We start from the raw sequence: 14,204 nt of genomic DNA on the forward strand, positions 1-14,204 counted from the left end.
GCGCCTCCCGGGGACGACGCCCCCTGGCGGTGACCATGGGTGGGTGCTCGGTCACTCCCACGCCCTGTCCGGGCTCGCCGTCGGTGCCGCGACCCTCCCCCTCGCCCCGCTGAGCGGCACCGTCGCCCAGCTCGGCTGGGTCGCAGCCGTCGGCGGGATGGCGATGCTGCCCGACCTGGACCAGCGCGGGTCGACCATCTCCCGGATGTGGGGGCCGCTGAGCGAGGTGCCCTCGGGCGTGGTCGGCACGCTGTCCGGTGGCCACCGGCGGGGCACCCACGACGCGGTGCTCGCGCCCCTGGCGTTCGGGGCGCTGGCGTTCGCGGCGTCGCGGGCCACCTGGTCGGCGCTGCTGCTGCTCGCGCTGGCGATCGGGCTGGCGCTGCGGGCACTGCACGTCGTCGTCCCCGGCCGGTTCGAGACCACCGTCGTCGGCAACCTGGTGCTGTCCTGGGGCGGCGCGTGGCTGCTCCTGGCGCACAGCCCCAGCCCCACCTGGCTGCCCTGGGCGGTCGGGCTGGGTGTGCTGGTGCACGTGGCTGGGGACTTCCTGACCTGCGGCGGGGTGCCGGTGCCGCTGGTGTGGCTGGTCCGGCCGCGGGCGAAGGTGCACTTCTCGCCGATGGAGACCGGCGGGTTCACCGAACGGGTCGTGCTGGTGCCGCTGTTCGTCGTCGCCACCGTGGTGCTGCTGTGGCTGAACACCCCGGCGGCGGAGGTCCTCGGGGGATCCACCGCCGCCGGGTGAGGCTCAGTCCCGGGTGACGCCCTCGGCGCGGGCCGCGGCGGCCACCGCGGCCGCGACGGCCTCGGCGACCCGGCGGTCCAGCGGGCTGGGCACGATGTAGTCCGCCCGGACCTCGTCGCCGACCACGTCGGCGATCGCGGTGGCCGCGGCCAGCTTCATGCCCTCGGTGATGCCGGTGGCGCCGGCGTCGATGGCCCCGCGGAAGACCCCGGGGAAGGCGAGCACGTTGTTGATCTGGTTGGCCAGGTCGCTGCGCCCGGTGGCCACGACGGCGGCGTACCGCGCCGCCATCACCGGGTCGACCTCCGGCGTCGGGTTGGCCAGGGAGAACACGATGCAGCCCGGCGCCATCGCCGCGATCGCCTCCTCGGGCACCGACCCGCCGGACAGGCCCAGGTAGACGTCGGCGCCGGCGAGGGCCTCGACCATCGTGCCGGTGCGCCCGGTCGGGTTGGTGTGCTGCACCAGCCACTGCTTGGTCTCGGTGAGGTCCTCCCGGCCGGCGTGCAGCAGGCCCTTCGAGTCCGCGACGGCGATCTCGCCGATGCCGGCCTCGAGCAGGATCTTGGTGCAGGCCACGCCCGCGGCCCCGGCGCCGGAGACGACGACCCGCAGGTCGCCCAGCGGACGCCCGACGACCTTGGCGGCGTTGCGCAGCGCGGCCAGGACGACGATCGCCGTGCCGTGCTGGTCGTCGTGCATGACCGGGATGGACAGCTGCTCGCGCAGTCGGGACTCGACCTCGAAGCAGCGCGGCGCGCTGATGTCCTCGAGGTTGATGCCGCCGAAGGAGGGTGCGATGGCCATGACGGTCGCGACGATCTCGTCGACGTCGGTCGTGGAGAGCACGATCGGCACGGAGTCCAGGCCGCCGAACTCGCGGAACAGGCAGGCCTTGCCCTCCATGACCGGCAGCGAGGCGGTCGGGCCGATGTCACCCAGGCCCAGCACCGCGGTGCCGTCGGAGACCACGGCGACCACGCGGGGCGCCCAGGTGAACCGGCGGGCGAGCTCGGGCTCGGCGGCGATGGCGCTGGACACCCGGGCCACGCCCGGGGTGTAGGTGAGGGCGAGGTCGGCGATCGAGGTGATGGCGCTCGTCGGCTGCACCGAGAGCTTGCCGCCCTCGTGCACCGCGAAGGCGGGATCGTCGGCGAATCGGTCGGTCGAGCCGGGCATGACACTCTCCGTTGAGCTCATGGGACCGGGAGCGTAGAGCAGCGACCCACGTCACAGTCCGGTCGCCGGAGCGGCGGGCAGCCGCCCCGGCCGGGGGTACACCCGGGCCAGCACGCGACCCACCACGACCGCAGGCCCGAACGTGCGACTGTCCGAGTGCACGACCGCGCTGTCGCCCTCGACCCACCAGCCCCCCGGCACCTCACGGACGCAGCGCTTGACCACCAGCAGCTCGGGCCGGGCCGGGAACCGTGCGATCACCACCTCGCCGGGCCGGGCGCGGTCGGCGCGGGCGACCAGCAGGCGGTCGCCGTCCTTCAGCGTCGGTGACATCGACGGGCCCGTGACCCGGACGTGCGTCCACCGCCGGGGCAGCCCCTGCATCCCGTGCACCGGTCCACTTCCCGACATGTCGCCCCCGATCACCGCGGGTAGGGTCGCAGACGACCCACCCCACGAGCTTCCGGAGGAACGCCATGCGGCTGTTCAGCCTGTTCTCCGCCGTGGAGGCCACCGCGCACTGCGACCTCCCCTGCGGCGTGTACGACCCCGCCCAGGCACGCATCGAGGCCGAGTCGGTCAAGGCCCTGCAGGAGAAGTACCAGGGCAGTGACGACGAGGTCTTCAAGACGCGCGCGCTCATCATCAAGGAGCAGCGGGCCGACCTGGTCAAGCACCACCTGTGGGTGCTGTGGACCGACTACTTCAAGCCCCCGCACTTCGAGAAGTACCCGCAGCTGCACGAGCTGTTCAACAAGGCCACCAAGCAGGCCGGTGCCTCCGGTGCCAAGCAGTCGGTCGACCCGGCCGAGGGGCAGAAGCTCCTGGACTACATCGCCGAGATCGACAAGATCTTCTGGGAGACGAAGGCCGCCGCCTGACCTCCCGCACCGATGATGCCGGGCTCCCCCACGGGGTGGCCCGGCATCGTCGTTCCTCCTCCCGGACCAGGTGACCGCGTGACCGCCGCCCCACCCCTGCCACAGACGCCCCGGCTGGACCTGCGTGCCCTGCTGGAGCGGGTCGAGGCCGCAGCGCCGGTCGACGCCGTCACCGTCGTGGCCGCCGAGCTGTCGGCCGCCGTCGCCGCCCGCGCCGTGTCCTTCCTGATCGCCGACTTCTCCGGCCACTCGCTGGTCCGGCTCGGCACCGTGACCCCCCGGGGCTCCGCGACCCGCACCACCGGGACCGAGAGCGCCGACACCGTGGCGATCGCCGACAGCCCGCACGGTGAGGTGCTGCGGACCCAGCGCGCCTCGGTGACCGCGCTCGTCGACGGCAGCCGGGTCCTGGTGCCGGTCACCGACCGCGGGGACGCCCTGGGCGTGCTGGAGCTGGAGCTGCCCACCGAGCCCGGCCCGCAGGTGCTCGCCGACGTCGCCGCCGCCGGCCACGCGCTGGCCTACGTGCTGATCGCCAACCGCCGGCACACCGACCTGTTCGAGTGGGGCCAGCGGACGACGCCCTTCTCCCTGGCCGCGGAGATCCAGCGCCGGCTGCTGCCGGCCTCCTTCACCTGCGAGGCCGGCCAGTTCACCGTCTCGGGCTGGCTCGAGCCCGCGGCCACCGTCGGCGGGGACACCTTCGACTGGTCCCTGGACCGGCACAGCCTGCAGGTGTCCATCACCGACGCCGTCGGCCACGACGTCGCCGCCGCGCTGCTGGCGACCCTGCTGGTGGGCAGCCTGCGCAACGAGCGCCGCCGCGGGGTGGACCTCGCGGCGCAGACCCGGGCCGCCAACGAGGCGGTGGCCGCGCACGGCACCGGGGGCCAGTTCGTCACCGGGCAGGTGCTGCGGGTGGACCTGACCACCGGCGCCGCCCAGCTGGTCAACGCCGGCCACCCCGCGCCGCTGCGCCTGCGTGCCGGGGTGGTCGAGGAGCTGGACCTGCTGGTCGACCTGCCCTTCGGGGTCCAGGCGGGCCGGGGGTTCCGGGTGCAGGAGTTCGACCTGCAGCCCGGGGACCGGCTCGTCTTCCTCACCGACGGCATGCAGGAGCGGGACGCCGCGGCGGTCGACGTGGTGCGGGCACTGCGCGACAGCGCCGGGGACCACCCGCGCCAGGTGGTGCACGCCCTGGGCTCGGCCGTCGTCCGGGCCACCGGTGACGAGCTCTCCGACGACGCGACGGTCGTCTGCCTGGACTGGTACGGCGGGGACCTGCGGCCGCGGGTGAGCGAGGGCGGCGCCAGCGCCGAGCACGCCTCGACCTGAGGCGTCCGGCGACCTGCCCCGGGCGGTCAGCACCCCGAGCGCACCGCGCCCCGGTAGCCTCGGACCCCGATGCGCATCGACCGGGCCGGCTGGCCCTTCATCACCGTGCCACTCGCCCCGGCCGTGGCCCTGGGCGTGCTCGGCCGGGTCACCGGCCGACGCTCGACGAGCCGGGCCGGCTGGCCGCTGCTGGGGCTGGCCGCGTACATGGCGCTGTTCTTCCGGGACCCGCAGCGGCGCTGCGACACCACCCCGGTCGCCGGTGAGGACGTCGTGTCCCCCGCCGACGGCGTGGTCATGGTCGCCGGCCCCGCCCAGGACGGCGTCGCCCCCGAGCCGGTGCCCGAGGGGGGCTGGCAGCAGGTGAGCGTCTTCCTCTCCGTGGTCGACGTGCACGTCAACCGCTCGCCCTACCGCGGCACGGTGACCCAGAGCAGCTACACCCCGGGCAGCTTCCTGGCCGCCTACCGGGCCGAGAGCGCGCACCGCAACGAGCGCACCGAGCTGTGGCTGGTCGACGGCGACCGGACCGTGGTCTTCCGCCAGCTCGTCGGGGTGCTGGCCCGGCGCATCGTCACCCGGACCGGGGTCGGGCAGCAGCTGGCCACCGGCGAGCGGATGGGCCTGATGAAGTTCGGTTCCCGGATGGACGTCTTCGTGCCGGCCACCGCGACCCTCACCGTGGGCAAGGGCGACCGGGTCCGCGGCGGGGAGACCGTCATCGCCCGCTGGGACCGCGCTGTCGGCGGGGACGGGCCGAGACCGTGACCACCGAGCGGCGCTCGCCCACCCGGCGGACGCAGACCGTCGAGTTCGTCCGCGCCTCGGCGCGCGGCGGCCGCTCCCGGGCGCGCTCCTGGCTGCCCAGCCTGTTCACCCTGGGCAACATGCTCTGCGGCTTCGCCGCGATCCTGGTCGCCTTCCGCGGCCAGTACGACCTGGCCTGCGTGCTGATCGGCGCCTCGGTGGTGCTCGACATCGCCGACGGCGCAGTCGCCCGGCTGGTGGGCGCGGTGTCCCCGTTCGGCCTGCAGTTCGACTCCCTGGCCGACCTGGTCTCCTTCGGTCTGGCCCCGGCGCTGCTGGCCTTCGCGCTGTTCTCCGACGGCCGGGACGGCTTCGACCCGCTGGGCTGGATCGCCTGCTTCCTGTGGGTGGCCTGCGCCGCCATCCGGCTGGCCCGGTTCAACACCACCGTCGACCCCACCGCGGACAAGCGCTTCTTCGTCGGCCTGGCCAGCCCGGGCGCCGCCGGGGTCGTGATGGCCAGCGTGTTCGCCTTCTCCGACGTGCTCCAGGGCCGGGACCGGCTGTGGGTGCTGCTGGTCGTCGTCGTCCCCGGCCTGCTGATGGTCTCCACGATCAAGTGGCGGTCCTTCCGCTCGCTGGTCAGCCCCAAGAGCGGCAAGCCCTACGGCCTGATCACCGCCGGGGTGCTGATCGCGGTCGGCCTGGCGACGGTGCCGGTGTTCACCTTCTGCCTGGTCGCCTACACCTACCTGGCCTCCCCGCTGCTGGTGCCGCTGGTCTCCCCGCTGGGCCGCCTGGTGCCCCCACGGGTCAAGGAGCTGCTGTCGTGACCGTCCGACCCGTCGCCCCCGCAGACGTCGAGGTCGTGGTCGGGCTGGTCCGCGAGCTGGCCGACTACGAGCAGAGCCTGGACGAGGCGCTGATGACCCCCGAGCAGCTGCACGCAGCGCTGTTCGGGGAGTCCCCGGCACTGTTCGGGCACGTGGCCACCACCGGGGACGGCGACGTCGTCGGGTTCGCGCTGTGGTTCCTGTCCTTCAGCACCTGGCGCGGCACCCACGGGGTGTACCTCGAGGACCTCTACGTCTCCCCCACCCAGCGTGGCACCGGCCTCGGGCGGGAGCTGCTGCGCACCCTGGCCGCGCTGTGCGTCGAACGCGGCTACGCCCGACTCGAGTGGTCGGTGCTGGACTGGAACACCCCCTCCATCGACTTCTACCGCGCCGCCGGTGCCCGCCCGCAGGACGGCTGGTCGGTCTTCCGGCTCACCGACCGGCCCGACGACCCGGCGCTGACCACCTTCGCCCGCGAGAGGACGACGAGATGACCGAGCGCAGGCCCTCCGAGTGCTGGCTGACCGACATGGACGGGGTGCTGGTCCACGAGGGGCAGGCGCTGCCCGGCGCCGCGGACTTCCTCCGCCGCCTGGTCGACCGGGAGCGCCGCTTCCTGGTCCTGACCAACAACTCGATCTTCACCCCGCGGGACCTCGCGGCCCGGCTGCACCGGTCGGGGCTGGACGTGCCCGAGGAGGCCATCTGGACCTCCGCGCTGGCCACCGCGGACTTCCTGGCCTCCCAGCTGCCCGGCGGCTCGGCCTACGTCGTCGGCGAGGCGGGGCTGACCACCGCGCTGCACGAGGCCGGCTACACGATCACCGACACCGAGCCCGACTACGTGGTGCTCGGCGAGACCCGCACCTACAGCTTCGAGGCCATCACCCGGGCCATCCGGCTGGTGGAGGCCGGCGCCCGGTTCATCGCCACCAACCCCGACGTGACCGGCCCGTCGCCGGAGGGCTCGCTGCCCGCGACCGGCTCGGTGGCCGCGCTGATCACCAAGGCCACCGGCGCCGAGCCCTACTTCGTCGGCAAGCCCAACCCGATGATGTTCCGCTCCGCGCTCAACCGGATCGACGGGCACTCGGAGTCCACCACCATGGTCGGGGACCGGATGGACACCGACATCGTGGCCGGGATCGAGGCCGGTCTGGAGACCGTGCTGGTGCTGACCGGCTCGACCCGGGCCTCCGACGTCGCTCGCTTCCCGTTCCGCCCCAGCCGGGTGCTGGACTCGATCGCCGACGTCATCGACCTGGTCTAGCGCTCGGAGTACGCCAGCCGCGCCTCGGGGGTGGCCAGGAACCACAGCACGCCGGCCACCAGGGCGAGCACCGGCAGGCCCAGCAGCGGCCGGCCGGCCTCGAACGCGGTGACGTAGCCCAGCAGCCCCAGCAGCAGCTGGAGCACGACCACCGGCCCCCGCGCCCACGGCGACACCCGCCACAGCCCGACCGCGGCGGCGCCCAGCGCCCCGGCGCCCAGCCCGACGTACACGACCTCGGCCAGGGCGCGGCCCACGCTGTCCGGGGTGCTGGTCAGGGTCAGCACCAGCACCACCGCGGCGACGACGGCCAGGGCGGCGGCCTCGACGCCCACCAGCAACGCCGCCAGCCGGACGGCACCCGGCGCCTGCGACGCCGGCCGTCGCGGTCGGGGGGCGGACTCCTCCGCGGCACCACCGAGCAACCGCTCGGCCCGGCGCCGGGACCGGGGGTCGGGACCGCCGTCGGGGTGCGCTGCCACGACGGCGAGGCTACGCGGGGGGCCTGGATAGGGTGGGGCACGTGCGTGCGCTGCTGGTGGCCAACCCGGCGGCGACCACCACCACCGCCAAGGTCCGCGACGTGCTCGTCCGGGCGCTGTCGACCGACCTGCGCCTGGAGGTCGTCGAGACCACCCACCGTGGGCACGCCCGCGAGCTCGGCGCGCAGGCGACCGCGGACGGGTACGACGTCGTCGTCACCCTGGGCGGGGACGGCACGGTGAACGAGACCGTCGACGGCATGCTGGCTGACGGACCCGGCCCCCGCGTCCCCACGCTCGCCGTGGTCCCCGGCGGTTCGACCAACGTCTTCGCCCGTGCACTGGGGCGCTCCCGGGACCCGGTCGAGGCGATCGCGGAGATCCTGGACTCGCTGCGGGCCGGGCGCACCCGCCGCATCTCGCTGGGCACGGCCAGCGCACAGCAGACCGACGCCGCCGGCACGGTGCGCTGGACGCCGCCGCGGTGGTTCGTCTTCGCGGCCGGCCTCGGCTTCGACGCCGACGTCATCCGGCGGGTCGAGGAGCAGCGGTCCCGCGGGCACCGCTCGACCGGGTCGCTCTACGTGCGGGCCGGCACCCGCTCGTTCCTGCTCGGCGCGGACCGGCGCCGCCCGCCGATGACGCTGCACGTGCCCGGGGAGCAGCCGACCACGGGCCTGTTCCTGTGCCTGGTCTCCAACGTGAGCCCGTGGACCTACCTGGGCGACACCCCGCTGAACCCGAGTCCCCGGGCCTCCTTCGACACCCGGCTCGACGTCTTCGCGATGGGCCGTCTGGGGCCGCTGCGGATGCTGCACCACCTCCGCCAGACGATGGCCCGCGAACCCGACCCCCGGGGGCGCGGCGTGCACCGCTGGCACGACCTGCCCGACCTCGCCCTGACCTGCGAGCGGCCCCAGGGCTGGCAGCTGGACGGCGACCACCTCGGCGTCGCGACGGGTCTGCGGGTCCGTTCGGTGGGGCGCGCGCTCTCCGTGGTGCTCTGAGACGCCACCGCGTCCCGGCACCCGTCAGGGTGACCCCCGCTCGCCACCCCGTCGTCGATTGCGGTGGCGGACCTGGTAGGTGCGTGGTGAGGTTGCTCATACGAGGGGTGGGTCCGGCGGCGAACCGCTTGACAGCCACTCAGCGCGTGAAAGCATCGTCCGTGAACGCAACCTGCTGGTAACACCAGCGTGCGGTTGCCTCCCGACGTCGACCAGACGCCGTCGGGTCACACACCCGGCCAAGCCGGGTCGTGCGGGTACGGGCACACCGTAGACGACACCGAGGAGCACACCGACATGGACTGGCGCCACCGCGCCCTCTGCCGGGACGAAGACCCCGAGCTCTTCTTCCCCATCGGGACGACGGGCCCTGCGGTCACGCAGATCGATCAGGCCAAGGCCGTGTGCCAGCGCTGCCCCGTCGTGCAGTCCTGCCTCGAGTGGGCTCTGAGCTCGGGCCAGGACTCCGGCGTCTGGGGCGGTCTCTCCGAGGACGAGCGCCGTGCGCTCAAGCGGCGCACCGCCCGCACCCGGGTCCGCACCGCCTGACCGGCACCAGCACAGCACCGACCTGACGAGGCCGGCTCACCGGGACCCCCGGGGAGCCGGCCTCGTGTCGTCGCCACCCGGCTCCCCCTCGTTCAGCGGCGGACCCGCCCGGCGCCGGGCAGGGTCAGCACCGCGACGGTCCCGTGCCCGGACTCCGGCGCGCTGATCGCCAGGGAGCCGTGCAGCTCGCTGGTCACCAGCGTCCGGACGATCTGCAGGCCCAGCCCCTTGCTCGCCGCGACGTCGAAGCCCGGCGGCAGCCCCTGGCCGTCGTCGGTGATCCGGACCAGCAGGTCGTGGCCGTCCCGCTCGGCCGCCAGCTCGATCGTGCCCGGACGCCCGTCGGGGAAGGCGTGCTCGACGGCGTTGTGCAGCAGCTCGGTGACCGCCATGACCAGCGGGGTCGCCGCGGCCGCCGGCAACTCGCCGAAGGCACCCACCCGCTGGATCCGCGCCGAGGGCCCCACCGACGCGACGTCGCCCAGCATCGGCAGCACCTGGCCCAGCACGTCGTCCACGTCCACCACGTCGTCCCGGCTGCCGGCCAGGGTGTCGTGCACGACGGCGATGGAGGCCACCCGGCGGACCGACTCCAGCAGCGCCTCCCGCGCGGCCGGCTCGGACACCCGCCGGGCCTGCAGCCGCAGCAGCGCGGCCACCGTCTGCAGGTTGTTCTTCACCCGGTGGTGGATCTCCCGGATGGTGGCGTCCTTGGTCATCAGCGCCCGGTCCCGCCGCCGCACGTCGGTGACGTCGCGGACCAGCACCAGCGCCCCGTGCTCGCCACCGGGGGCCTGCAGCGGCAGCGCCCGCACGAGCATGGTGGCGGCCTCGCCCTCGACGTCCATCGGGTCGGGGAAGCGACCGGCGACCGCTGCGGTGATGCTGGCCGCCACGGCCTCCCCGGCCACCCGGTCGGTGGCCGCGTGCCGGGTGAGCTCGGCCAGCTGGACCCCGACGACGTCACCGGTGAGACCCATCCGCCGGTAGGCCGACAGGGCGTTCGGGCTGGCGTAGACCGCACGCCCGGCACCGTCCAGCCGAACCAGCCCGTCGCCGACCCGGGGGCTCATCTCGGCGTCCTCCAGCATCCGCGGGGGGAACGTGCCGGCCGAGACCATCTGGCACAGCTCCGCGGCGATGTCGAGGTAGGTCAGCTCCAGCGGGGACGGCGAACGGGTCGCCGACAGCCGGGTGTCCCGGGCCAGCACGGCCACCACCGCACCCTCGTGCCGCACCGGCAGCACCTCACGGCGGCGTGGGGCGGAGCCCGTGCCGTCGGGCTCCTCGGTGACCGTCTCGCCCCCGGCGTGCACCCGGGCGAAGGACGCCGCGTCCGCACCCTCGACCTCGACGCCGATGAGGTCCTCGGGCTGCGAGGTGGGCGCGGTCAGCGGGCGGACCTGGGCCACGCACCACCAGGGGCCGGTGGGCAGCGGGACCCACAGCGTGAGGTCGGCGAAGGACAGGTCGGCCAGCAGCTGCCAGTCGGCCACCAGCCGGCGGGCGTGGTCGACCTGGGAGGGACTGACCGAGGAGCCGCGGGACAGGCGGTCGGAGAGGCTGCTGGGGGTGCTGGTCATGGTGGACCGAGCCTAGGACGGCGCCGTCCCGACCTCCCCCGGCGACCCCGCGGCGTCAGGCCTGGACGGTGGCGATGAGGTCGCCCTCCTGGAGGACCTCGCCCTCGACGACGTGCAGCTCGGTGACGGTGCCGGCCTTCTCGGTCAGCACCGGGATCTCCATCTTCATCGACTCGAGGATGACCAGCGTGTCACCGGCGGCCACCTCGGCGCCCGGGGCCACCAGCACCTTCCAGACGCTGGAGACCATCTCGGCGTGGATCTCCTCGACCGCCACCGGTCCTCCTCGCTGCAGGGACTCCCACCCGTCGCTGCTGCGCCGGTGTGCGCACATCCAACCACCCGGCGGGCCACCTCCCCGCCGTCCGCCGGGTGGACGTGCCGGTCAGCCGTCGGCGAGCCGGTGCAGCACCGAGCAGACCGCCGCCCCGTCGTGCGGCACACCGGTCTCGGGCAGACCGGTGAGCACCTCGGCGACCAGCCGCGCCGCGGTGCCGGTGTCCGGGCCCGCCGCGCTGACCGTGGCCAGCAGCGCGTCGTACCAGCCGTCCAGCCGGTCCCCCCGGTCGTACCCGGTGACGGCGACGACGTCGGAGCCCGGGCCGGCCGGGCGGTCCGGCAGCCGGCCGGTGACCCGGCCCGCGGTGCCCGGGGGCAGCGTGGAGCGCAGCTGCGCCGCCACGGCCGGGCGCAGCGGGGCGTCGGGCACCGGGCGCAGCCGCCCTGCGGCGCTGCGCAGGGCGAGGTCCACCGCGTCCACCCCGTGCGCCCGCTCCAGCACCGCCACGTCCAGGCTGAACCCGGCGGCCACCTCCGCCAACGCCCCCTCCGGGTCGATGCCGACGGTCACCAGTCCGCGCCAGCCCAGCTCGGGCAGCCGCTGGGCCGCGGCGGGCAGCGCCATCGCCTCCCCCGTCGTCCAGGACACCCGGGCGGTGCCGGCCTCCCGGTCCCGGCGCACCGGGGTCACGTGCGCCAAGCCGTCGGCGGTGACCACCGCCAGGAAGCCCAGCTCGCTGGCCGGCTCGACGCCGTCACCACCGAGCCGCTCCAGCACCGCCGGGTCCGGGCCGACCCAGGTCAGCCCCACCGACCGCACCGCGGCGGCCAGCTCGACGTTGCCGGCCAGTGCCGGGGGCACCGGCAGGACCGCCGACACCCCGCTGCGCCGGGCGGCCTCGACCAGCCGGGGCACCGACAGGTAGGACTCCGCGGCCGGCGCCGGGCCCAGCCACACCGCGTCGTCGGCCAGCCGCACGTGCCGGGCGTGCGGCTCGGTCGCCGAGTGCACCGCCACCGTCTTCACCCCGCGTGCGGCGCACGCCGCGATGACCGCGCAGGCCATCGGGCCCCGTCCGGCCACCAGCACGCTGTCGATCCCCGTACCGCCGGTGTCGGCCACTGTGCGTCGTCCCCCTGTCTGCGGTCACCCCCGTGACGTCGTCGTCACGGCCGGTGCCCGTGTCCTGCCCGCTGACAGCCTCGTCCACGCCTGCCGCGGGTGGGACGGTCGGCACGCGGGTGCCGGGGCGTGAGACCCTGGAACACCGGTCCGGTGGGTCTCCCACCGTGCCCGCAGCACCACGACACCGGCGACCACCCCGGTGACACGACGAGGAGAGGAGGGCAGCGATGTCCAAGCGTGGACGCAAGCGGCGCGCCCGCAAGAAGAGCGGCGCCAACCACGGCAAGCGCCCCAACGCCTGAGCGAGGAGCTCGTCCCTCCCCACGACGTGCTCCGCACGCCGCGGGACCCCGGGACGAGGCCGACGGGCAGGACGCGAAGAGGCGGGGACGACATCGTCGTCCCCGCCTCTTCGTGTCTCCGGCCTGCTCGTCCGGCCCAGCGTGTGCGGCTCAGCGTTCGGTGGTGTGCTCCACCGTGACGCGCTCGACGGTGACCGACGTGCCGTCCTCCTCGAAGGAGACGTTGGTCAGCTGCATCTTGATCCGGTCCTTGAGGCCCAGCGGGGTGGGGTCTCCCCCGCAGCGCCGACGGACCAGGGCCTTGAACTCCTGCTCGATGCCGAACTCCCGCAGGCAGGGCGAGCAGTCCTCGAGGTGCTCGGCGATGACCGCGCGGCGCGCGTCCCCGGTCTCGTGGTCCAGGAACTCGAAGACGTGGGAGAGCACGTCGTCGCAGCTGTTGATCTCCCCGTCGTGCTCGGGGTGGGCGGTCTCGCTCATCGCGCGCTCCCCTCCTCGGGGGCCCCGGCGCGGGCGAACCCGCGCTCCCGGGCGTAGTCGGCGAGCAGCTTCTGCAGCCCGCGGCGGCCGCGGTGCAGGCGGGACATCACCGTGCCGATGGGCGTGCCCATGATCTCGGCGATCTCCTTGTAGGCGAAGCCCTCGACGTCGGCGAGGTACACCGCCAGCCGGAAGTCCTCCGGCAGCTGCTGCAGGGCGTCCTTGATGTCGGAGTCGGGCAGGTGGTCCAGCGCCTCGATCTCGGCCGACCGCAGCCCGGTGGAGCTGTGCTGCTCGGCGGCGAACAGCTGCCAGTCCTGCACCTGGTCGGTGGGGTACTGCTGCGGCTGCCGCTGCTTCTTGCGGTAGTTGTTGATGTAGGTGTTCGTCAGGATCCGGTAGAGCCAGGCCTTGAGGTTCGTGCCCTCGGCGAACTGGTGGAACGCGGAGTAGGCCTTGACGAAGGTCTCCTGCACCAGGTCCTCGGCGTCGGCCGGGTTGCGGGTCATCCGCAGGGCCGCCGGGTACAGCTGGTCCAGGAAGGGCAGCGCGTCGCGCTCGAAGCGGGCGTCGCGCTGCGCACGGGTCTCGGCCTGCTCGCTGCGGCTGCCGTCGGCCCGGGCCTCGGGGGTCTCGGTCACGACAGCGGGGGCACCGGCAGCTGCCGTCCCCGGTCCCGTCGTCTCGTCCGTGGTCTCGTCGGGCACCGACCGTCCTCTCTGCGGCGCCCGCAGACGGGACACCACGTCGGTCGATCCTAGCCGGGCGGCCACCGGGCGGCCGGGCGGACGACGGGTCACGACGACGTCCGGGGACGTCGTCGACCGGCGGGCCCGGGTCGGTGCGGAGGAGCTGGTCACGCTCTCTACAAGGGTGCCGCCCGCCGGGTCATTCCCCGTCCCTAGGGTGTCCGGTCATGGCGGCGACCCCCGCGGTGCGGGTGCTGGAGCGGGCCCGGGTGGCCCACGTCCTGCACACCTACGACCCCGACGACCACCCCGACGGCGTCGGCTTCGGCGAGGCCGCGGTGGCCGCGCTGGGCTCCGACCCGGCCCGGGTCCTCAAGACCCTGGTGGCCCGGGTCGACGGCGCGCTGACCGTCGCGGTGGTCCCGGTCGCGGGCCAGCTGGACCTCAAGGCGCTCGCGGCTGCGGTCGGTGGGCGCAAGGCGGTGATGGCCGACCCGGCCGACGCCGAGCGCAGCAGCGGCTACGTGCGCGGGGGCATCAGCCCGCTGGGTCAGCGCAAGGCGCTGCCCACGGTCGTCGACGTCTCGGCGCTGGGGTTCGACACCGTGCTGGTCAGCGGCGGCCGGCGGGGCCTGCAGGTCGAGCTGGCCCCGGCCGACCTGGTGGCGCTGACCCGGGCCCGGACGGCGGACGTCGGCCGCTGACCGGGGC

19 protein-coding genes are annotated in these 14,204 nt (G+C 74.6%); 11 read left to right on the forward strand and 8 right to left on the reverse strand.

Annotation, left to right across the window (positions count from 1 at the left end; genetic code table 11):
* Positions 1-43 precede the first annotated feature (43 nt).
* Positions 44-748: a metal-dependent hydrolase gene (locus ASG41_RS01135; protein ID WP_056288537.1), complete on the forward strand. Its 705-nt coding sequence runs from the start codon at positions 44-46 to the stop codon at positions 746-748.
* A gap of 3 nt (positions 749-751) precedes the next feature.
* On the opposite strand, the gene ASG41_RS01140 is transcribed toward ASG41_RS01135, so the two are convergent.
* Positions 752-1,927, reverse strand: coding sequence for an NADP-dependent malic enzyme (locus tag ASG41_RS01140; protein ID WP_200938668.1), 1,176 nt, complete (start codon positions 1,925-1,927; stop codon positions 752-754).
* A 51-nt stretch (positions 1,928-1,978) separates the two neighbouring features.
* Positions 1,979-2,338, reverse strand: a complete 360-nt coding sequence (locus ASG41_RS01145; protein ID WP_157518986.1) for a S26 family signal peptidase — start codon at positions 2,336-2,338, stop codon at positions 1,979-1,981.
* Between the two features lie 65 nt (positions 2,339-2,403).
* Between ASG41_RS01145 and sodN the strand changes: the two genes are divergently transcribed.
* The 6 genes from sodN to ASG41_RS01175 all read left to right on the forward strand — a co-directional run bounded on the left by sodN (position 2,404) and on the right by ASG41_RS01175 (position 6,996).
* Positions 2,404-2,808 carry a superoxide dismutase, Ni gene (gene sodN / locus ASG41_RS01150; protein ID WP_056288542.1) on the forward strand — a complete coding sequence of 135 codons (405 nt, stop codon included), beginning with the start codon at positions 2,404-2,406 and terminating at the stop codon, positions 2,806-2,808.
* Between the two features lie 78 nt (positions 2,809-2,886).
* Entirely contained in the window at positions 2,887-4,143 is a 1,257-nt protein-coding gene (locus ASG41_RS01155) for a PP2C family protein-serine/threonine phosphatase (RefSeq protein ID WP_235564295.1), read from the forward strand.
* Between the two features lie 69 nt (positions 4,144-4,212).
* The gene (locus ASG41_RS01160; RefSeq protein WP_056288545.1) at positions 4,213-4,911 is read left to right on the forward strand and encodes a phosphatidylserine decarboxylase; all 699 of its coding nucleotides are present in this window, start codon (positions 4,213-4,215) and stop codon (positions 4,909-4,911) included.
* Positions 4,908-5,723 (forward strand): CDP-diacylglycerol--serine O-phosphatidyltransferase, encoded by an 816-nt coding sequence (gene pssA, locus ASG41_RS01165; RefSeq protein WP_157518893.1) that lies wholly within the window; start codon positions 4,908-4,910, stop codon positions 5,721-5,723. The genes ASG41_RS01160 and pssA overlap by 4 nt, the downstream gene beginning before the upstream one ends.
* Complete coding sequence (locus ASG41_RS01170) at positions 5,720-6,220, forward strand: GNAT family N-acetyltransferase (RefSeq protein ID WP_056288547.1); 501 nt, start codon at positions 5,720-5,722, stop codon at positions 6,218-6,220. The genes pssA and ASG41_RS01170 overlap by 4 nt, the downstream gene beginning before the upstream one ends.
* Complete coding sequence (locus tag ASG41_RS01175; RefSeq protein ID WP_056288549.1) at positions 6,217-6,996, forward strand: HAD-IIA family hydrolase; 780 nt, start codon at positions 6,217-6,219, stop codon at positions 6,994-6,996. The genes ASG41_RS01170 and ASG41_RS01175 overlap by 4 nt, the downstream gene beginning before the upstream one ends.
* Here the strand turns inward: ASG41_RS01175 and ASG41_RS01180 are convergent.
* Entirely contained in the window at positions 6,993-7,478 is a 486-nt protein-coding gene (locus ASG41_RS01180) for a hypothetical protein (protein WP_056288552.1), read from the reverse strand. The genes ASG41_RS01175 and ASG41_RS01180 overlap by 4 nt on opposite strands.
* Before the next feature lie 41 nt (positions 7,479-7,519).
* On the opposite strand from ASG41_RS01180, the gene ASG41_RS01185 reads away from it, so the two are divergent.
* Both ASG41_RS01185 and ASG41_RS01190 read left to right on the forward strand, forming a co-directional pair.
* Entirely contained in the window at positions 7,520-8,485 is a 966-nt protein-coding gene (locus ASG41_RS01185; RefSeq protein ID WP_056290049.1) for a diacylglycerol kinase family protein, read from the forward strand.
* Positions 8,486-8,782: 297 nt separating this feature from the next.
* Positions 8,783-9,034 carry a WhiB family transcriptional regulator gene (locus tag ASG41_RS01190; RefSeq protein WP_056290052.1) on the forward strand — a complete coding sequence of 84 codons (252 nt, stop codon included), beginning with the start codon at positions 8,783-8,785 and terminating at the stop codon, positions 9,032-9,034.
* A gap of 92 nt (positions 9,035-9,126) precedes the next feature.
* On the opposite strand, the gene ASG41_RS01195 is transcribed toward ASG41_RS01190, so the two are convergent.
* The 3 genes from ASG41_RS01195 to ASG41_RS01205 form a co-directional block, all read right to left on the reverse strand.
* Positions 9,127-10,617 (reverse strand): sensor histidine kinase, encoded by a 1,491-nt coding sequence (locus ASG41_RS01195; RefSeq protein ID WP_056288555.1) that lies wholly within the window; start codon positions 10,615-10,617, stop codon positions 9,127-9,129.
* A gap of 55 nt (positions 10,618-10,672) precedes the next feature.
* Complete coding sequence (locus ASG41_RS01200) at positions 10,673-10,894, reverse strand: biotin/lipoyl-binding carrier protein (RefSeq protein WP_082556444.1); 222 nt, start codon at positions 10,892-10,894, stop codon at positions 10,673-10,675.
* Between the two features lie 108 nt (positions 10,895-11,002).
* Positions 11,003-12,019 carry a biotin carboxylase N-terminal domain-containing protein gene (locus tag ASG41_RS01205; protein WP_235564297.1) on the reverse strand — a complete coding sequence of 339 codons (1,017 nt, stop codon included), beginning with the start codon at positions 12,017-12,019 and terminating at the stop codon, positions 11,003-11,005.
* A 230-nt stretch (positions 12,020-12,249) separates the two neighbouring features.
* On the opposite strand from ASG41_RS01205, the gene ASG41_RS25345 reads away from it, so the two are divergent.
* The gene (locus tag ASG41_RS25345; RefSeq protein WP_014742531.1) at positions 12,250-12,324 is read left to right on the forward strand and encodes a 50S ribosomal protein bL37; all 75 of its coding nucleotides are present in this window, start codon (positions 12,250-12,252) and stop codon (positions 12,322-12,324) included.
* A gap of 150 nt (positions 12,325-12,474) precedes the next feature.
* Here the strand turns inward: ASG41_RS25345 and rsrA are convergent, their stop codons facing one another.
* On the reverse strand, positions 12,475-12,804 hold the full coding sequence (gene rsrA / locus ASG41_RS01210) for a mycothiol system anti-sigma-R factor (protein ID WP_056288558.1): 330 nt from the start codon (positions 12,802-12,804) through the stop codon (positions 12,475-12,477).
* Positions 12,801-13,664 carry a sigma-70 family RNA polymerase sigma factor gene (locus tag ASG41_RS01215; RefSeq protein ID WP_304438010.1) on the reverse strand — a complete coding sequence of 288 codons (864 nt, stop codon included), beginning with the start codon at positions 13,662-13,664 and terminating at the stop codon, positions 12,801-12,803. Before ASG41_RS01215 ends, rsrA begins: the two co-directional genes overlap by 4 nt.
* A 56-nt stretch (positions 13,665-13,720) precedes the next feature.
* Between ASG41_RS01215 and ybaK the strand changes: the two genes are divergently transcribed.
* Positions 13,721-14,197, forward strand: coding sequence for a Cys-tRNA(Pro) deacylase (gene ybaK, locus ASG41_RS01220; protein ID WP_056288560.1), 477 nt, complete (start codon positions 13,721-13,723; stop codon positions 14,195-14,197).
* The last annotated feature ends 7 nt before the right edge of the window (positions 14,198-14,204 follow it).

Origin of the sequence: Modestobacter sp. Leaf380, assembly GCF_001424485.1 — a bacterium.
GTDB lineage: Bacteria > Actinomycetota > Actinomycetes > Mycobacteriales > Geodermatophilaceae > Klenkia.